Annotated in this window: 18 protein-coding genes and 1 pseudogene; 12 read left to right on the top strand and 7 right to left on the bottom strand. The window is 55.9% G+C overall.

The genetic code is table 11. The features are described 5' to 3' along the window. Positions 1-14: 14 nt before the first annotated feature. From rfbC to AB7M26_RS03930, 5 genes and pseudogenes are all read right to left on the bottom strand, one after another. Positions 15-560 carry a dTDP-4-dehydrorhamnose 3,5-epimerase gene (gene rfbC / locus AB7M26_RS03950; protein ID WP_007895246.1) on the bottom strand — a complete coding sequence of 182 codons (546 nt, stop codon included), beginning with the start codon at positions 558-560 and terminating at the stop codon, positions 15-17. A 159-nt stretch (positions 561-719) separates the two neighbouring features. Continuing rightward, on the bottom strand, positions 720-1,280 hold the full coding sequence (locus AB7M26_RS03945) for a DUF3916 domain-containing protein (protein WP_123498368.1): 561 nt from the start codon (positions 1,278-1,280) through the stop codon (positions 720-722). Positions 1,281-1,334: 54 nt separating this feature from the next. Beyond that, positions 1,335-1,580, bottom strand: coding sequence for a colicin E3-like toxin immunity protein (locus AB7M26_RS03940; protein ID WP_123498370.1), 246 nt, complete (start codon positions 1,578-1,580; stop codon positions 1,335-1,337). Positions 1,581-1,707: 127 nt separating this feature from the next. Next, entirely contained in the window at positions 1,708-1,962 is a 255-nt protein-coding gene (locus tag AB7M26_RS03935) for a colicin E3-like toxin immunity protein (protein WP_123498372.1), read from the bottom strand. A gap of 7 nt (positions 1,963-1,969) precedes the next feature. After that, a pseudogene (locus AB7M26_RS03930) lies at positions 1,970-3,133 on the bottom strand (S-type pyocin domain-containing protein). A 214-nt stretch (positions 3,134-3,347) separates the two neighbouring features. Here AB7M26_RS03930 and AB7M26_RS03925 point away from each other — a divergent pair. From AB7M26_RS03925 to AB7M26_RS03875, 11 genes are all read left to right on the top strand, one after another. Beyond that, positions 3,348-6,260, top strand: coding sequence for an aminotransferase (locus AB7M26_RS03925; RefSeq protein ID WP_123498376.1), 2,913 nt, complete (start codon positions 3,348-3,350; stop codon positions 6,258-6,260). A 311-nt stretch (positions 6,261-6,571) separates the two neighbouring features. After that, entirely contained in the window at positions 6,572-7,450 is an 879-nt protein-coding gene (gene aguB, locus AB7M26_RS03920; RefSeq protein ID WP_008068730.1) for an N-carbamoylputrescine amidase, read from the top strand. Positions 7,451-7,453: 3 nt separating this feature from the next. Then, the gene (gene aguA, locus AB7M26_RS03915; RefSeq protein ID WP_123498378.1) at positions 7,454-8,560 is read left to right on the top strand and encodes an agmatine deiminase; all 1,107 of its coding nucleotides are present in this window, start codon (positions 7,454-7,456) and stop codon (positions 8,558-8,560) included. Positions 8,561-8,805: 245 nt separating this feature from the next. Then, entirely contained in the window at positions 8,806-9,018 is a 213-nt protein-coding gene (locus tag AB7M26_RS03910; RefSeq protein ID WP_008068732.1) for a hypothetical protein, read from the top strand. A 359-nt stretch (positions 9,019-9,377) separates the two neighbouring features. Next, on the top strand, positions 9,378-10,049 hold the full coding sequence (locus AB7M26_RS03905) for a DsbA family protein (RefSeq protein WP_123498380.1): 672 nt from the start codon (positions 9,378-9,380) through the stop codon (positions 10,047-10,049). Between the two features lie 17 nt (positions 10,050-10,066). Next, entirely contained in the window at positions 10,067-10,462 is a 396-nt protein-coding gene (locus tag AB7M26_RS03900) for a nuclear transport factor 2 family protein (RefSeq protein WP_123498382.1), read from the top strand. A 235-nt stretch (positions 10,463-10,697) separates the two neighbouring features. Beyond that, on the top strand, positions 10,698-11,984 hold the full coding sequence (locus AB7M26_RS03895) for an OprD family porin (RefSeq protein WP_123498384.1): 1,287 nt from the start codon (positions 10,698-10,700) through the stop codon (positions 11,982-11,984). Between the two features lie 232 nt (positions 11,985-12,216). Continuing rightward, positions 12,217-12,963 (top strand): 2OG-Fe dioxygenase family protein, encoded by a 747-nt coding sequence (locus AB7M26_RS03890; RefSeq protein WP_008005252.1) that lies wholly within the window; start codon positions 12,217-12,219, stop codon positions 12,961-12,963. A gap of 46 nt (positions 12,964-13,009) precedes the next feature. After that, complete coding sequence (locus tag AB7M26_RS03885; RefSeq protein ID WP_185022180.1) at positions 13,010-13,423, top strand: GNAT family N-acetyltransferase; 414 nt, start codon at positions 13,010-13,012, stop codon at positions 13,421-13,423. Beyond that, positions 13,420-14,136 carry an AzlC family ABC transporter permease gene (locus tag AB7M26_RS03880; RefSeq protein ID WP_123498386.1) on the top strand — a complete coding sequence of 239 codons (717 nt, stop codon included), beginning with the start codon at positions 13,420-13,422 and terminating at the stop codon, positions 14,134-14,136. Before AB7M26_RS03885 ends, AB7M26_RS03880 begins: the two co-directional genes overlap by 4 nt. Beyond that, positions 14,115-14,432 (top strand): AzlD domain-containing protein, encoded by a 318-nt coding sequence (locus tag AB7M26_RS03875; protein WP_008068739.1) that lies wholly within the window; start codon positions 14,115-14,117, stop codon positions 14,430-14,432. Before AB7M26_RS03880 ends, AB7M26_RS03875 begins: the two co-directional genes overlap by 22 nt. On the opposite strand, the gene AB7M26_RS03870 is transcribed toward AB7M26_RS03875, so the two are convergent. Beyond that, positions 14,349-15,275, bottom strand: a complete 927-nt coding sequence (locus tag AB7M26_RS03870) for a LysR family transcriptional regulator (protein WP_123498388.1) — start codon at positions 15,273-15,275, stop codon at positions 14,349-14,351. The two genes, AB7M26_RS03875 and AB7M26_RS03870, sit on opposite strands and share 84 nt — an antisense overlap. A gap of 571 nt (positions 15,276-15,846) precedes the next feature. Next, positions 15,847-17,004 carry an AAA family ATPase gene (locus AB7M26_RS03865; protein WP_123498390.1) on the bottom strand — a complete coding sequence of 386 codons (1,158 nt, stop codon included), beginning with the start codon at positions 17,002-17,004 and terminating at the stop codon, positions 15,847-15,849. A gap of 271 nt (positions 17,005-17,275) precedes the next feature. Here AB7M26_RS03865 and AB7M26_RS03860 point away from each other — a divergent pair, with 271 nt between their 5' ends. Continuing rightward, entirely contained in the window at positions 17,276-17,497 is a 222-nt protein-coding gene (locus tag AB7M26_RS03860) for a tautomerase family protein (RefSeq protein ID WP_007897514.1), read from the top strand. The last annotated feature ends 32 nt before the right edge of the window (positions 17,498-17,529 follow it).

Genomic DNA, 17,529 nt, shown 5'->3' with positions numbered 1-17,529 from the left:
ATTCACACAGGCATTCAGGAAAAGACTTCAGCGTCCTTGAAGAACGCGGCGGACTGATCCTTGGCGGACAGTTTCGGTGCTTCGTCCAGCTGCCAGTCGATGCCCAGGTCAGGATCGTCCCAGCGAATGCTGCGCTCGGCCGACGGAGTGTAGTAGTCGGTGGTCTTATAGAGGAACTCGGCAAAATCGCTCAGTACCACGAAACCATGGGCAAAACCTTCAGGTACCCAGAGTTGGCGATGGTTGTCGGCGGACAGACGCACAGCGACCCATTTGCCGAAATGCGGCGAGCTGCGGCGAATATCCACCGCCACGTCCAGCACCTCTCCGGCGGTGACACGGACCAGTTTGCCCTGAGTGTTCTCCAACTGGTAATGCAAACCGCGCAGTACACCTTTTTGCGAGCGGGAATGGTTGTCCTGAACGAATTGGGTGTTCAGGCCAGTCGCTTCTTCGAAAGCCTTGGCGTTGAAGCTCTCATAGAAGAAACCGCGCTCGTCACCAAATACCTTGGGTTCGATGATCAGAACACCGGGCAGGTCGGTGGTGACTACATTCATGGTGTTTCTCCAGCATTAGGCGTTGATGGCCGACATTCTTACGCAAAGTGGCGGCGGGTGCGAGTGGGGAGTACCTGGAAGGGCAAATTCATCGAGGCGACACCGGCTAGCTGAACAGTTGCGGATTCTCGTCGCAGAGTATTTTGAGGTTCTGTATTTTCAGCGCCCCTCCTCGGAACCATCGTCGGTCTTGTCCACCTCTCCGAAGTACCAGTGTTCGGACTCAAACTTTTGGCCGTCTTCATCCTCATGAACGAAGTGAAACCCTGCCTCATTCATCCCTTTCGGCAGTACAAGGCCCCACTCGGTGGCGAGGCTTCTGTCGGTGATTCGGATTTGGCGGAAATAACTGTAGTCGAACGGCAGGACGTGACCACGGTAGCGACTCATGTCGGTGTAAATGCAGATTTCACTCGAGAACATGTCGGGGGTGGTGATGGTGGCTACTATCCTGCAGTTGATGGTGTTTTCAGGTCTGGCCTGAATCAGGTGGTGGGCAGTATTGATCAGTTGTTGGGCGCATTCCTTTTGAATGGCCAAGGTGGCTTGTTTACCTTCCACCAACGTTTCCAATACCGGAATTTTGCAGTTTACATAGCCCTGGTCGATGGGCAGGTCGTTAGGAAAGTAACCTTCATAACTTGCTGCCCACGCTTTTAGAGCTCGCAGGCGGCGTGGGATGTTTCGTATTTTCTTGTTTGAAAATGCAATTCGGCGCATGGTGTTTGATTTTATCCTGAATATATTTTTTATCCGCTCTATCGTCGTCGTGTATCAAGGTAGGCGGAAGGCAATCTGATAGTCGTGCCGAGCAGTGTCGATAGGGTGCGTAAAGTAGGATTGAAGCAATGAAATCCATTCTGGAAGGACGTTGTATCCGCCATCGAATATTTGGTGCTCATCTGTAAGTCCCAGTGTTGTAAATACGAAATCATTGTCTTCGATAATGTTCGATAGCTCTTCTCCAAGCCCAAGGTCAGTGCTTTTGTCATACCACTCAAGTCTTATTCTTAAAGCCATATTGTGTTCCTTACATGAATTTTTTGATGTTGCGTTTTTTGTTCGGCGGTTTTCTTTGCTCCCCCCGTCACATGATCGAAGGCGCCCTTCATGATCAACACTGCCTAATATCGTTGACTGGTCTTCTTTACCATTGCTCACGATAAGAAAACCCAATCTGATAATTGAACGTGCTCAAATCTATTTGGTGTCCGAAATAAGGTTGGAGCGTAGGGAGCCAAGCTTGAGTAACGTCAAACAACCCATTGTTAACGGTCTCCTCTATAGGCAAGCCGAGCACCTTCATCACCGAGCCGTCCTCCCCCAAGTCGCGGGAATACTCCTTACCTTTTTCGATGTCGGTAGCCTCATCGAACCAATGAATTCTGATTCGTAGTCCCATTGTTGCCTCACAAATATTTTTTGATATTTCGGCGCTTGTCCGCTGGCTTCAACTGCTTACCGGTCAGGTGACAGAACGCTCCTAAATGACTTCCGTCGCTGACTAGATATTTTTCAAGTTCGCCGTGACAGTAGTCCCACTCGTAAAACTTACGACCCTTGCTATCGATCCATCTGTCTCTTACTCCACCGCCTCCTTGTCGCGGTGTTTTTCCACGGACCTGACGCAACCCCGCAATACCGTTGATCTCTTCTGTTTGTGGCGCGTCGATGTAATCGTGATCAGGATTGAGGAGTCTCTTCCTGGAATTTATCACCACATACAGCGGCCGCACCCCTGAATCCAGGGGGAAAACCAGAATGAAATCCTGATACTCCGGCGGATAAATCGGGTTAACGAGAATATCGCGACTTGCCTGTGTAGGAGGGTAAACCCAGATCGTTGGCGCTTGAGGTGCAGCCTCCAGTGCGGGGATGCCGAGAGTTTCGCCAGGGTCTACGGCCGGGGTCCAAATCAATTCCAAGCCTTCACCGAATTCGGCTACCTGCTGGCTGCCTCGGTCTTGAAACTGGATAACTGGAATCATCTGTCAATCGGCGTTTTTACCAGTGTAAAAGGCGTAACCCTTAAGAGAGCCGTCGGCCTGCTGTTCGATGTTCAGCCGTACACGTGAGTTGGCTTGTTTGAGGCTGCGCAGTTGTTCGTCGGTGTATAGCGCGCTATCCGCCAGCTCACCAGGCCAGAGCAGCGCGACTAAACCGGTCAGAAAACCAGAGGCGATAGTCCCGCCGGCAACTGCGGCACTGCTTACGGCCGGGCCAGCCAAGGCAAGACCACCCAATCCGATCGGCAAGGCATTGCCGCTGATTTTCTTCAGAGGAATGGCGCCAGAGCTATCGGCTTGACGTCCGCCTAGAAGCGAAAAGTCTCCATAATCCTTCAATGCGTCCAGCGGAACAAAGCCCGATGGGTTCGTGTAGTTGATGATTCCGTCCGGCAATTTGCAGGATTTGGCGAACACACAACCCATGGGTGTCAGTGGCTCAGGAGTCGTGGGCCGAGATTCGGGAAAATCGGCAATGGGTTGGTATTCGTTTACGGATGGCGGCGGACGCAAGATACGGCGACGCAACTGCTCCTTGTAAGTCAGCGGGTATGAGCGTTCTGGCATGTATGGCGGATTTCCCTATTGAGGGGAATCAGCTTATGGGCTTGGTTGATTCCCGGGCATTCCTGCCGGTCGATGCGTTGCGTAGGAAAGTTCATCTGAGTAATCGCTGACCGGAAACCATCCCCAATGCCGACCCTCTGACCGGTATAAGGGGTTGCGTATTGCCCCAAGCAATGGCGATATAAGCGCCTAATAAAATTTCAGGGGTCGTTGTATGCCGCTCGCCACGTTGATTCACCGCGCCAGTCTGCCCAGCCCGCAGGTGTCTGCGGCGCAAGCGATAGAGCTGCTGAAAGAGCATTACGGGCTGAGCGGGCGGTTGCAGGCCCTTGGGAGCCAGCAGGATCTCAATTTCCGCGTCGACAGCGAGCAGGGGCGTTTTGTCCTGAAAATCTGTCGTGGCGATTACTCGGCGCTGGAGCTGCAAGCCCAACACGCAGGGCTCAAGCATCTGGCTGAACATTCCGGCGTGCCGGTGCCTGGAGTGATCGCTGCCAAAAATGGCGCAGACTTGCTCTCACTTGAGGTCGGCGGCCAAGCGGTGCACGTGCGCCTGCTTGATTACATCGACGGCCAGTCCCTGACGCACCTCGATCACCTGAGCCGTTCAGTGGTCGCCGGTTTTGGTCGGCTCTGCGGCGAAATGGACCTGGCGCTGGCCGGTTTCAATCACCCAGGCCTTGAGCGCACCCTGCAATGGGACGCTCGCCATGCCAACGCGTTAATCGCGCATTTGCTGCCGGTGATCAAGGATGAGCGGCAACGAGCGTTGATTGCTGAAGCCGCCGAACAGGCCGAGCGCCATTTGCAGCCCTTGGTGGACAAGCTGCCGGTGCAGGCGATTCACATGGACATCACCGACGACAACGTAGTCTGGCAGCGGGATTCGCAGCGCCAATGGCAGTTGCAGGGTGTCATCGATTTCGGCGACCTGGTCCGTACCTGGCGGATCACCGATCTGTCGGTGACCTGCGCCGCGCTGCTGCACCATGCCGATGGCGATCCGTTCTGCATTTTGCCGGCGGTTCGGGCTTATCACGCGGTCAATCCGTTGCAGCATGAAGAGTTGCTGGCACTCTGGCCGCTGATCGTTGCGCGTTCGGCGGTGCTGGTGCTGAGTGGGGAACAGCAGGTCAGCGTCGATCCGGGCAATGAGTACAGTCGCGACAACCTGACCCATGAGTGGGAAATTTTCCGTGCTGCCACATCGGTGCCGTTGGCGTTGATGGAGGCGGCGATTCTTACCGCAGTCGGTCAAAGCCTGCCGAGCATCGGCAGTGAAGACTTCGCGCCATTGTTGCCGAGTCTGGTGGGGCGTGAATTTGCGTTGATCGATCTGGGCGTGCTCAGTGCGCATTTCGAGGCGGGTAACTGGGAGCAAGAGGGGATCGACCAGCGTCTGCTGACTGAGGCCGCCGCGGCTCACGGTCTGGCGGCCAGTCGATATGGCCAGTATCGTCTGTCCCGCACTCGGCCGGATAGCGCCAGTGAACCGGATACTTTCCCGTTACATGTTGCATTGCGAGTGCCCGACGGCACGACGGTCGAAGCGCCGTTCGCCGGCGTTATCCATATCGAAGGGGAGAACTTGCTGCAACTGGATGGCCCAGAGCTCAGCGTCCGATTGTGGGGTGTGGCTCCATCGGTTCGCAGTAGCGCGGCGCTGGTCAAAGGCCAGGTGCTGGGCTCAGTCAGCGGGCCGTTGATCGTGCAGTTATGCCGAAGTGCTCAGCTCGACGCGCCGTTGTTTTGTACGCCATCGCGCGCCGCAGCCTGGCAGGCGTTATGTCCTTCACCTGCCGTGTTGCTGGGCCTGGCCTGTGATGCGCAAGAAGAGCTCGACCCGCAGACATTGCTCGCCCGCCGTGACGCGAGTTTCGCTCGCTCCCAGAAGCACTATTACGTTGACCCGCCGCGCATCGAGCGCGGCTGGCGCAATCACCTGATCGACATGCAGGGTCGCTCTTACCTCGACATGCTCAACAACGTCGCGGTCCTGGGTCATGGCCATCCGCGCATGGCTGCCGTCGCCAGCCGGCAGTGGTCGTTGCTCAACACCAATTCGCGTTTTCACTACGCGGCGATTGCCGAGTTTTCCGAGCGTTTGCTGAAGCTGGCACCGGACAACATGGATCGCGTATTTCTGGTCAACAGCGGCACCGAGGCCAATGATCTGGCGATCCGTCTGGCCTGGGCCTACAGCGGCGGTCGCGACATGCTCAGCGTGCTGGAGGCGTATCACGGTTGGTCAGTGGCGGCGGACGCGGTTTCGACCTCGATTGCCGACAACCCCAAGGCCTTGAGCAGCCGTCCGGACTGGGTGCATCCAGTGACCGCGCCGAACACCTATCGCGGTGAGTTTCGTGGCATCGACAGCGCACCGGACTACGTGCGCAGCGTCGAATATAACCTGGCGAAAATTGCCGAACAGAAACGCCAACTGGCCGGTTTCATCTGCGAGCCGGTGTACGGTAATGCCGGCGGTATCTCGCTGCCGCCGGGCTATTTGAAGCAGGTCTATGCGCTGGTCCGCGCTCAGGGCGGGGTGTGCATCGCCGACGAAGTGCAGGTCGGTTACGGCCGCATGGGCAAATTCTTCTGGGGCTTCGAAGAACAGGGCGTGGTGCCGGACATCATCACCATGGCCAAAGGCATGGGTAACGGCCAACCGTTGGGCGCTGTCATTACCCGACGGGAAATTGCCGAAGCGCTGGAGGCCGAGGGTTACTTCTTCTCGTCAGCCGGTGGCAGCCCGGTCAGTTGCCAAATCGGCATGGCAGTGCTGGATGTGATGGAAGAAGAAAAACTCTGGGAGAACGCGCAGGTTGTGGGCGGGTATTTCAAAGAACGCCTTGAAGCGTTGATTGACCAGCATCCGTTGGTGGGAGCGGTGCATGGTTCCGGCTTCTATCTGGGCGTGGAGTTGATCCGCAATCGAGAAACCCTGGAGCCCGCGACCGAAGAAACCACGGCGTTGTGCGATCGCCTTCGTGAGCTGGGGATCTTCATGCAGCCGACGGGCGATTACCTGAACATTCTCAAGATCAAGCCGCCGATGGTTACGTCGCGTCAGAGCGTGGATTTCTTTGTCGACATGCTGTCCAAAGCCTTGGATGAGGGCCTATAAGCAGCGCTGCGGCCCCCTGTAGGAGCTGCCGAAGGCTGCGATCTTTTGATTTTTGGCATTGGTGATATCGCTAAAGATCAAAAGATCGCAGCCTTCGGCAGCTCCTACCTTGGAATCGCGAAATACCGATTGTTATCGGCTTTGAGTGAGTTGTTTTCGACAGAAAGAATATTTATCGCTTTAAAAGCCGATTTTTATCGGCTATAAAGTCGCCACTGCCCACGGTGTGGATGAACCATGCCCGGTGCTGCCTCTTTCTGTCATCGGTCGATGCCACCCTCGACCCTCAACACTTGCCCAGGAGATGATTCATGAGCCGTATCGTTACCGTCGCCGCTACCCAGATGGCCTGTTCCTGGGACCTTGAAGCCAACATCGAGACCGCTGAAAAGCTGGTCCGTGAGGCTGCGGCGAAAGGCGCGCAAATCATCCTGATCCAGGAGCTGTTCGAGGCGCCGTACTTCTGCCAGAAACCGAACCCTGACTACCTGCAGCTGGCCACGACGGTCGAAGACAACGTCGCCATCAAGCATTTCCAGAAGGTCGCCAAAGAACTGCAGGTTGTTCTGCCAATCAGCTTCTACGAGCTGGCTGGCCGCGCACGTTTCAATAGCATCGCGATCATCGATGCCGACGGCAGCAACCTCGGGATTTATCGTAAAAGCCATATCCCGGATGGTCCTGGCTACCACGAAAAGTACTACTTCAACCCGGGCGATACCGGCTTCAAAGTCTGGAATACCCGCTACGCGAAAATCGGCGTGGGCATCTGCTGGGATCAGTGGTTCCCTGAGTGCGCCCGCAGCATGGCGCTGCAAGGCGCGGAAATCCTGTTCTACCCGACCGCCATCGGCAGCGAGCCACATGACAAGACCATTTCGTCCCGCGACCATTGGCAGCGCGTGCAACAAGGCCATGCCGGCGCCAACCTGATGCCGCTGATTGCCAGCAACCGCATCGGCAACGAAGAGCAGGACGGCTACGACATTACCTTCTACGGCTCGTCGTTCATCGCCAACCAGTTTGGCGAGAAAGTCCAGGAGCTGAACGAAACAGAAGAAGGCATTCTGGTTCACAGTTTCGACCTCGATGAGCTGGAGCACATCCGCAGCGCATGGGGCTCGTTCCGTGACCGTCGCCCGAACCTGTACGGCGCGATCAAAACCCTCGACGGTTCCCTGGAGTCCTGAACCATGACCACTTTGAACAGCACCCCTCGCACCGACGGCTTTTACATGCCCGCCGAATGGGCGCCCCAGACCCAGGCCTGGATGGTCTGGCCCGAGCGCCCGGACAACTGGCGTCTGGGTGGCAAACCGGCGCAAGCCGCGCACGTGGCGGTGGCCAAGGCCATCGCGCGTTTCGAACCAGTGACCGTGGCAGTCTCCGCTGGCCAGTACGAAAATGCTCGGGCCCGTCTCGACGTGCCGAATATTCGTTTGGTGGAGATGTCCAGCGATGACGCCTGGGTTCGGGATACTGGCCCGACGTTCGTCATCAACAACCGCGGCGAAGTCCGTGGTGTGGATTGGGACTTCAATGCCTGGGGCGGTTTCGACGGTGGTCTTTATTCGCCGTGGAACCGTGACTCGCAGGTGGCGGGCAAGATCCTCGAAATCGAGCGCAGCCCGCGCTATCGCACCGAAGGTTTTGTGCTCGAAGGCGGCTCGATCCATGTCGATGGTGAAGGCACCCTGATTACCACCGAAGAGTGCCTGCTCAACCGCAATCGCAACCCGCACATGGACCGTGCGCAAATCGAAGCGGTGCTCAGCGCCAATCTGGCTGTGGATAAGATTATTTGGCTGCCGGACGGTTTGTTCAACGACGAAACCGACGGCCATGTGGATAACTTCTGCTGCTACGTGCGTCCGGGCGAAGTACTACTGGCTTGGACTGATGACCCGCAGGACCCGAACTACCCGCGCTGCCAGGCGGCAATGAACGTGCTGCAAAACAGCACCGATGCCAAAGGGCGCCCATTCACGGTGCACAAGATGCCGATTCCTGGGCCGCTGTATGCGACCGAAGACGAGTGCGCTGGCGTGGATCCGGTGGATGGCACTCAGGAACGCAATCCGACTGTTCGTCTGGCCGGCTCTTATGTGAACTTCCTGATCGTCAACGGCGGCATCATCGCGCCGAGCTTCGACGATCCGTTGGACGGTCCGGCCAAAGAGATTTTGCAGACTTTGTTCCCGCAGCATGAAGTGGTCATGGTGCCGGGTCGCGAACTGTTACTGGGGGGCGGTAATATCCACTGCCTTACCCAACAACAGCCCGCCCCGCACAAGGAGTGAGTGAGGTCGTAACAGCTTGAGTTGATTGAAGAATCGATTGAGCAACGTTTTAGACTCGTTATTTCACAGAAAGCCCGCAGCCCATCAGGACTGCGGGCTTTTTTGTATCCACTTGTCGACAATTGGAAAACATTGGCACAGCTCTTGTATCTTCGATGGCGCAACATGGGGAGGGAGAGAACTTCGATGTTCTGTCATAAACCTTGGATAAGTTAGCCGCTCACAAACCAGGAGAGAGCGCTGAGATGAACGCCGAAATGAACGTCGTGAGCGAGCGGGCAATGCATCCCCTGGCAGTTAATAGCGAATCGCTCCAAGTCTTGGCGCAATGGTTGAAGTCCAATGGAACGCGTCAGATCAGAGAACCTGATCCGCGCCGGATGATGATCGAGCGCTACCCCGCTGGTTTATTCAGCGAGGCGGAACTGGAAGCACTGTGGGATGTAATGGAAGGATAAGAAGAAAAACAACGGATTGATAAAAGCGCTGCCGGGAAGGCGGCGCTTTTTTATGGGCGAAGATTTTTTTGTAATCACTGAAGATCAACTGTGGGAGCGAGCCTGCTCGCGATGGCGATCTTACAATCAACGAATATGTTGGATGTAATGGCCTCATCGCGAGCAGGCTCGCTCCCACAAGGTTTTGCATTGTTTAGAAGATATAGGTTCCGGTCATATCGGCCATAACCTGGCGGAAACAGAAAGTATTCGACCGATTCATGAAACAGACTGAAAGCCATTCCAGCGTTTTTCCGAAACTGTCTGGGGACTAATCTGCCGGCATTGAGTTTTCCTACTTTGTTGCCGGAGTCTTCCCCATGATCCTTCACTACATTTACGACCCATTGTGCGGCTGGTGTTACGGCGCCAAGCCACTGGTGCAGGCCGCCCAAAGCGTGCTGCCTTTAATCGCCCACGGTGGCGGCATGATGACCGGCGCCAACCGCCAGACCGTTTCGTCACAACTGCGTAACTACGTGATGCCTCACGATCGACGCATCGCTGAATACACCGGCCAGCCGTTTGGTGAGGCGTATTTTGAAGGTTTGCTGCGCGATGAGACGGCAGTGTTCGATTCCGCGCCGCCGATTGCCGCTGTGCTGGCAGCCGAGCAGATCGCTGGCCGCGGGCTAGCATTGCTGGGGTGTTTGCAGACGGCTCATTACGTGGAAGGTCGACGCATCGCTGATAACGCCGTGCTGCTGGAACTCGCCACACAGGCAGGCCTTGAGCCTGAGGCGTTCCAACAGGCATTTAATGAAGCTGACACCGAGCGCCATATCAAGGACAGCCGCGCACTCCTGGCCAAGGTCGGTGGACAGGGTTTTCCGACTTTTGCGCTGGAACAGGATGGCCAGCTCACCTTGGTCGACATCGGCCCGTGGTTCGGCAAGCCGCAAGCTTTCGCCCAATGGCTGGGTCAGTCGTTTGCGGCGAAAGAGTCTTCATCCGCGTTTCAAACCTGTGGCCTCGACGGCTGCGCCCATTGAATTCACCTGGAGTCACCATGGATAACCTGAGCCTGATTAAAAGCACCTACGAAGGCGCCAACTCCCAGGAGAACGCTCGCAATACCGCCGCGGCACTGGCCGATGACGCTCGCTGGACTGAGGCCGCAGGTTTCCCGTACGCCGGGACCTATGTCGGTTTCGACGCTATCGTCGAAAATGTGTTCAAGCGCCTGGCCACCGAGTGGGAAGATTTTCAGTTCAAGGCCGAGCACTACGTCGCACAGGGCGACAAGGTGTTTGCCTACGGCAATTACAGCGGAATCTACAAAACCACCGGCCGCCCGATGAATGCTCGGGTCGCTCACTTGTGGACCCTGGCCGACGGCAAAGTCACGCATTTCGAACAATTCGTCGACAGCCACACCGTGCAATTGGCTATCGCTGACAAGTGATTTCTTAGACGATTTTCGCCTATTCACAGACGATTCCTGAAATTGACACCTTATTAAGGGCGCAGATAGGATGCGCCCCACGCCTGTGGCTAACCGCCATGACTCACAAAACAATAAAAGGCCCGCCGCGAATTTTCGTGGGCGGGCCTTTTTGTTTTTGGGTGAAAAAAGAGCGCGATAGCGCCATTTCAGTGGTTCGACACAGCGCGTATCAACCCGTAATAAGGAAAATAACATGTTGAACAAGCGAATCAGCCTGATCGCATTGGGGATGTTGAGCGCCACTCAGGCCATGGCTAACGACCAGGCCGAGTCCAAGGGTTTTATTGAAGACAGCAGCCTCAAAGTGCTGCTGCGCAACGCCTATATCAATCGTGACTATAAAGACGGCAACCCGGACAAAGCCGAATGGGGCCAAGCGGCCATCGGTACTTTCTCGTCCGGCTTCACCCAAGGCACCGTTGGTGTGGGTGTGGATGCTTTCGGTCTGTACGCACTGCGTCTGGATGGCGGCAAAGGCCGCAGCGGCGCCGGTGGTATCGACTTTTTCAAACAGGGCGACAGCGGCAACGCGGCGGACGACCTGTCGAAGGGTGGCGCAGCAGTCAAATTCCGTCTCTCCAGCACCACGCTGACCTATGGCGACCAGATGCCGGCCTTGCCGGTGCTGAACTATGACAACTCGCGCCTGCTACCGGAAAGCTACACCGGCACCCTGATCACCTCCAAAGAGATCAAAGGCCTGGAGCTGAACGCAGGTCGCTTCACCGCCGAATCGCGCAAAAGTGCTGAAGGCCGTGACAGCGGTGGCTTGAAGTCGATCAACGTGTTGGGCGGTAGTTACCAGTTCACCGAACAGTTCAAGGCTGCGCTGTACGCGTCCGACGTCGAAGATGTATTGAAGAAGCAGTACGTGAACGCCAACTACGTGTTCCCGATCGACAAGGATCAGTCCCTGACGCTGGACTTCAACGGCTACCGCACCAAGCTGGACGATTCCTACGTCCGCGAAAGCGGTGCTACCGGCGACGACAACAAGATCTGGAGCCTGGCAGCGACCTTCGCCACCGGCCCGCATTCGTTCACTCTCGCTCACCAACGCAGCACCGGCGACAGCAACCTGGGTTACGCCTACGGTGGCTACCAGAAGAATCAAGGTCGCGTCGGCGACGGTGGCAACACCATCTATCTGGCGAATTCCTACTGGTCTGACTTCAATGCCGAAGACGAACGCAGCTGGCAGTTGGGCTATGGCCTGGACTTCAGCACTTTTGGCGTTCCTGGCCTGAGCTACAACGTTGCCTACGTGCGCGGTGACAACATCACCACCTCCACCAGCGAGGGCGGCACCGAGCGCGAGATCTTCAACCAGTTCAAGTACGTCGTGCAAAGTGGCCCGGCCAAAGACCTGAGCGTGAAGGTACGCAGCTCGATCTTGCGCGTGTCGCACAAATCCAGCGAGTACAACGTCAGCGGCAACGAACTGCGGGTGTTCGTGGATTACCCGATTAACATCTTCTGATGATCGGTTGAGTTGTTCAGACTCGATAAAAACCCTGACTGGTTCGGGGTTTTTTTTCGCCTCATGACCGTAGGAAAATACAAAAAATGGCTGTTTTCGATCGCGGAAAGTCGAATTAAAGCAACTTCATACTGCGTTTCAATCAACGCTTGATATGCCTGAAATTCTTTCTCATGGGCCGCAAATCCTGCACCTACTAGATTAAGCCGCTAAATGCAGCGGAGACCTAGTAATGATCGTTTTAAACAGAGAAGTTGGCGAATCGCTACGGCGCGACAAATATGTCAACGTCCAGGGAGCTGACTTTAATCTGTTCGGTCATTTTTCCGACTTCGTCAGATTGACCAAAAGTTGGGAAAGCATGGAGCCGGACAGTTATTACGGCCAGGCCGATGCGGGCATGCGTTTCCGTCGTTACAGCGATTTCGAATACAACCCGGTCACCCGTGACTTGACGCAGCTGGAACACCGCGCCTACGTGCAATCGAAGGCCAACAACAGCTACGTCGGCGGACTGGAGCGGCACTTCCAGGATTTCTCCAACGAAGTCATCAATTCGCCGGTGATGCGCAGCCTCATCGATGCGGATTTCGAGGTGTACAAAAACGTATTGCCGCCGGAGTTGCACGACGAAATCTGGCAATGCCAGATCCATCAGATCCGCATTGAGATCAAGCCAGGCAAGCAACTGGAAATCACCCCTGAAGGCATTCATTGCGACGGTTATCCGTTCAGCGGTGTGCATTTCTGGGGCCGCAACAACGTGGACGGGGCGGAGAGCCGTTTGTATTCGGCCCAAGAGGAACAATTGGCGGCGACGACCTATCTGGAAATCCTCGATACCACCTATTTCCTCGATCGCGACATGCGTCACTACGTGACACCGGCACGCAACACCCACGCTCACGAAATGGCCTATCGGCAGATTCTGGCCATTTCCTTCTCGCGGCCCGGGACCGCTTTCGACATTGTTCGCTGAACAGCTAGACCCCATGTTGCACATCGCCGAGTGCCCTGCACCGGTGATGCTGCAGCGCGCGACGGCCAAGGATGCCCAGCGCCTGGAGTGCTTCTTTCGGCAATTCGAAGAAGTGTCGTTCTGTGAATGGCAGGACGCCAAATGCCTGCGCGGTGTGTTGGTGCAAAAAACCACTGCAGCGTTCCTCGCGCTCGATATCCATGGCGAAGTAGTCGGCGCGGTGTTGGGCGGCATGCTCGGCAGCCGTGGCACCATCAATCACTTGGCGGTGAGCCCGGTGTATCGCAGCCAGGGAGTCGGTCAGCGCCTGGTGGAAGCGGCGTCGGCAGACATGAAACGGGTCGGTGTGCTGCGGATGTTCCTGTTCGTCGACGATGCTAATCTTGCCGGCAAACGTTTTTGGAGTGCCCAGGGCTTTTGCGAGCCGCGCGGCGAAACGACCTTTGAGAGGGACTTATGAATGAGACGTCCAGCAGCCAGCCGCTGATGGTCGAGCCCCAGCCCTCGCGCACGTTTGCTGAAGCCAGCCCGGTTGTTGCGGGCTACTTCACGGTGTCGTTTGTGTTCGGTTTGATGGCCGTCAATGCCGGATTGCCCGTGTGGCTGCCGGTCGCGATGTGCCTGTTCGTCTATGCCGGTGCCTCGCAGTTCGCCGCCCTGGCGCTGATCTCCAGCGGCGCATCGCTGACCACCATCATCCTCACCACGTTTCTGATCAATGCACGGCACATGCTGATGTCGGTCTACATGGCCAAGGCCTTGCAGGCGATGGGGCTCAGTCGTCTCGAGCGCTGGTGTTATGCCGGCGGGCTGACCGATGAATCGTTCGCCTTTCACAGCGTCAAACTGGGCAAGGGCACGCCGGTCAATGTGCGTTATCTGATTGGCTTCAATCTGTATTGCCACACGTCGTGGGTACTGGGTGGTTTGCTGGGAGCAATCTGCGCGCAGTACGCGGCGCACCTGATCAAATATCAGCTCGACTATGCGCTGACCGCGATGATGCTCTACGTCCTGGTATCGCTGTGCAACACCCGCAATAAACTGATCGCCGCACTGGCCGCGGTCGCCTGCATGGGTGTCCTGAGCCTGATCGGCAGCTCACCCTTCAACGTATTCATCGCCACATTCGTGGGTTGCGGGGTGGGTGTATGCCTGACCAAACGTTCCTGATCCTGGTCGTCGTGCTAATGATGGCCGTGACGTTCCTGCCGCGTGCGTTGCCGCTGCAGGTGAACACCGACCATTGGCCGCCCTTCGTCGCCAGGGCATTGGAATACCTGCCGGTGGCGATCGTCGCTGCAATCAGCCTCACGCCGCTGTTGATCAAGGATCAACAGGTGCAGCTCGATCGCCCGGAATTCTATGCAGCGATTCCTACGTTGTTATGTGCGTATTTCAGCAAAAACCTCTTTCTCAGTGTGGCGGTTGGGACGGCTGCGTACATTGCGCTCGGGTCGTTCATGTAGTGATAGAGCGACCACCTCGTTCAAGGCCTGGCCCGATAACTCGGGATTATTGACCGCCAACCGCACTTCGAGGGAATCCTCGAAACCCGGGAAAATGGTCAGGCCGTTACGCAGCGCCGCTTCACGGGAAACCATGCCAAGGCCGTCCATTTGTGTGATCAACGACAGGGTCAGGGTCTCGCTGCAGGAATAGATCATCCGCTTGCCTGACTCGTAATTACCAAGGCCGGCGTCGAGAAAACGCAAGAAGCTGTGGGAATACGGACAATCGTCGGCAGGACGAACCTGAAACTTATTGCCGAGCAGCATCAGCGGATCGTTTTCCTGTCCGCAATGGGCACCGACCACCTGCACCTGTACATGGGGCAGGGCAATGCTGGGTAACCCCGGTTGTTGCGGGCCGATCAGCACGGCCAGGTCGAAATCCTCATTCTTCAACTTGCTGAGGTTTTCCATCGACTCGGCGTAGCTGAATTCCAGTTGATAATCAGGAAACACCTCGATGAGGCGTCCGATCATTCGCCGGTTGAAGTCGGCCGAGAGCGTGGTGTTAAGCGCAACCTTGAGCGTTCGCTGCCCAGGCACTTTGAGCGCGGCGACTTTTTCTTCCAGTTGCCGCGTGGCGACCAATACTTTGTCCATGTAGGGCGTGAGCTCCGTGCCCTGCGTTGTCAGAGTCAGCCCCTTGTTGGAGCGACGAAACAACCGAAAACCGAACTGCTCTTCAACCTTGTTCAACTGTGCGGCCAATGCCTGCACGGTCAAACAGGAATGCTCTGCCGCCGCCGACAATGAGCCGGTCTGCACAATGCGCATGAGGTTACGTAGGGTTCTGCTATCCATTTGGGTAATGCCCTCTGAAGTGGGCTGGCTATTGTTGTGTACCTGGCCGCCGGGTGGGCTTCGGTCGCGTGCTGGCTATGATCCTGCACCTGAGCATGCTTGTCCCGAGTTTAGTAGCGAAATGATTCTGCGTCCGATGGTTTGAGGCTTACACAGGATCGGGGTTTTGGTGGCGGGTAGGTGATCAGGGGGCAAAAAAGGCCCGGATGGGGGGAGGTGTGGGCGTTTTCCAAGGCAAAAAAAAGCAGCCTGATCAGGCTGCTTTCGTGAATAGGTGCTTGATATTGTGCTCCCTCAAGCAGGGGAGGAGAGGTTTACCCGAGCGCTGATTTTCAGGTCATCAACGGGGCTCCTACATCGACTATCGCCACCTGAAGGCAGTCGGTTTCGCGCTCTCGATTAAATTTTCTTCCCGTGTGACGCGGGTGTCAACGGGTTATTTGACCGTGTGTCGGCGTTTTTTGGGGCTGCGAAAATCTCTTTTCGCTGGGAAGCAGATGGGTTCGGCTAATTCGTTGGCTGGGGATGTTGTTGCACCTCGTAGCGGAGGTCTGCTCATTCCTCTCCAGCGCTAACTAGCATCAATCAACGCTCGTTCTTCCAGCCAGATTTCCTGAACAAACTGATCTGTAATCGCATAAATCCCATGCCCTCTGCGCATGATGATGTTCTCGGCTACCAGCGCAATTACCACCGGCTGAATCTCTTCAACACGCACCTCTCGACCGACAGTCTTCGAATACTCAGCCGCTGCATCAATGGAGAATATCCCCCGTGCATCGCCTTCTGTGGATGCGATTTTGTTGAAAATAGCCTGAGCCAGACTGCCTAACTGCTCCACTTTTTCAAGCTCAATACTGGCCGCTGCCGAGCGCAAAGTACTGGCAATTACTGGCAGAAAAAGATCGGGATCACCTTCTTGCTGCATCAACTGCCGTAGCGCCTTGAGCATTTCTTCAGGTCGATTCCCCAAGGTGTTGAATGCTTCAATGGCAACCTCGAGAGACGGCAACTTTTCCTTCTTCACCGTCATTGCGAGGCGGTTGAGCAGGTATTCAACATAATCACCTTTCAACACCGGATAAGCCGCCGACGTTGCGCCGGCAAACGCCTGGTTCCGCTTTGCGGTCAGTTCACTGACTTGCGCCCGGTGCGATCCTGTTCCGATGAACAGAAAGTAGCCTGGTGTATTCGGGCGTGGATTGATTGCATCACGAGCCGCTTTAAGTGCCAGGAGCAACTGATTGCCGTCGTCAGAGGAAATGGCATGCTGCACTTCGTCGATGATCAGCACCAAGTCTGTTTTCGCTTGATCGACCACCTCAGTCAGCGCCTGTGCCAACGATGGCCCACCTGCATTGCCAATGCTGTCGAGCTTGAAACCAAACTTGAATCCGGCTGCACCGACATCGACACCGCTAACACGCTTGAGCATTTCGAGCAGACTGGAGCCGGGCGTTTGGAGTTCTTCCAAGCGTTGACGGATAGCGTCATGCACGAGCGTTGCCGGATTGGCCAGTGTGTCGCTCCATAAGTCGACGTAAATGACCAGAGCACCTGCTTCTTCCAGGGCCGGGATGAGGTCGTTCCTCAGGAATGTCGTTTTACCGGTCCTGCGCAGGCCGGACAGAAACAAACCTGAGCGCAGACCCTCATCGAGAACTCCCGGATTGAGAAGCTGATTTGCCATCTGTTCAGCCAGTTCAGGGCGCTGAAAAATGCTGCTCATGCGATTACCTTTTTTTATTGATAAGCCATAATTATTGACCAGCCATAATTTAGCATAAAGGTTTGAGTGTGGCCTGCGAGCGTTCAGATCAGCAATCTTTCTGAACTTTCGTAGCGAAAGAAAAGGTTCAAGGCATGTCATCAAAATAAACTCATTACACCACGTCACTAATGATGTTCCCGTCCCCACCTTTATCCCCCTGACTCAACCTCATACATTCCTCTCCAACGCCTCCCCATCATTCCGATGAGAGGGCCACTGGAGATTCCTCATGCCTTTCGTAAGCGTACGCATCACCCGCGATGGCGTTACCTCTGAGCAGAAAGCTCAGGTGATCGCCGAAATCACAGAAACCCTGGAACGCGTCCTCAACAAACGCCCGGACTTGACCCACATCGTGATCGAAGAAGTCGACACCGATAACTGGGGCTATGCCGGGATCACCACTACCCAATACCGCAAACAACTGGCTGAGGCGCAAGGGCAGTCATGACCGCGTCCGTCAAAACCATCATTCAGTAGTAG

It is taken from the genome of Pseudomonas sp. F-14 TE3482, assembly GCF_053629455.1.
This window is presented reverse-complemented; position numbering and strand designations above follow the sequence as displayed.

Bases quoted from the DNA above. Each gene is read 5' to 3' on its own strand.
- aguA (WP_123498378.1), top strand. From the start codon at position 7,454: ATGACCACTTTGAACAGCACCCCTCGCACCGACGGCTTTTACATGCCC.
- aguB (WP_008068730.1), top strand. From the start codon at position 6,572: ATGAGCCGTATCGTTACCGTCGCCGCTACCCAGATGGCCTGTTCCTGG.
- AB7M26_RS03885 (WP_185022180.1), top strand. From the start codon at position 13,010: ATGCTGCAGCGCGCGACGGCCAAGGATGCCCAGCGCCTGGAGTGCTTC.
- AB7M26_RS03890 (WP_008005252.1), top strand. From the start codon at position 12,217: ATGATCGTTTTAAACAGAGAAGTTGGCGAATCGCTACGGCGCGACAAA.
- AB7M26_RS03900 (WP_123498382.1), top strand. From the start codon at position 10,067: ATGGATAACCTGAGCCTGATTAAAAGCACCTACGAAGGCGCCAACTCC.
- AB7M26_RS03870 (WP_123498388.1), bottom strand. From the start codon at position 15,275: ATGGATAGCAGAACCCTACGTAACCTCATGCGCATTGTGCAGACCGGC.
- AB7M26_RS03880 (WP_123498386.1), top strand. From the start codon at position 13,420: ATGAATGAGACGTCCAGCAGCCAGCCGCTGATGGTCGAGCCCCAGCCC.
- rfbC (WP_007895246.1), bottom strand. From the start codon at position 560: ATGAATGTAGTCACCACCGACCTGCCCGGTGTTCTGATCATCGAACCC.
- AB7M26_RS03865 (WP_123498390.1), bottom strand. From the start codon at position 17,004: ATGAGCAGCATTTTTCAGCGCCCTGAACTGGCTGAACAGATGGCAAAT.
- AB7M26_RS03905 (WP_123498380.1), top strand. From the start codon at position 9,378: ATGATCCTTCACTACATTTACGACCCATTGTGCGGCTGGTGTTACGGC.
- AB7M26_RS03895 (WP_123498384.1), top strand. From the start codon at position 10,698: ATGTTGAACAAGCGAATCAGCCTGATCGCATTGGGGATGTTGAGCGCC.
- AB7M26_RS03925 (WP_123498376.1), top strand. From the start codon at position 3,348: ATGCCGCTCGCCACGTTGATTCACCGCGCCAGTCTGCCCAGCCCGCAG.
- AB7M26_RS03935 (WP_123498372.1), bottom strand. From the start codon at position 1,962: ATGGGACTACGAATCAGAATTCATTGGTTCGATGAGGCTACCGACATC.
- AB7M26_RS03860 (WP_007897514.1), top strand. From the start codon at position 17,276: ATGCCTTTCGTAAGCGTACGCATCACCCGCGATGGCGTTACCTCTGAG.
- AB7M26_RS03940 (WP_123498370.1), bottom strand. From the start codon at position 1,580: ATGGCTTTAAGAATAAGACTTGAGTGGTATGACAAAAGCACTGACCTT.
- AB7M26_RS03910 (WP_008068732.1), top strand. From the start codon at position 8,806: ATGAACGCCGAAATGAACGTCGTGAGCGAGCGGGCAATGCATCCCCTG.
- AB7M26_RS03875 (WP_008068739.1), top strand. From the start codon at position 14,115: ATGCCTGACCAAACGTTCCTGATCCTGGTCGTCGTGCTAATGATGGCC.
- AB7M26_RS03945 (WP_123498368.1), bottom strand. From the start codon at position 1,280: ATGCGCCGAATTGCATTTTCAAACAAGAAAATACGAAACATCCCACGC.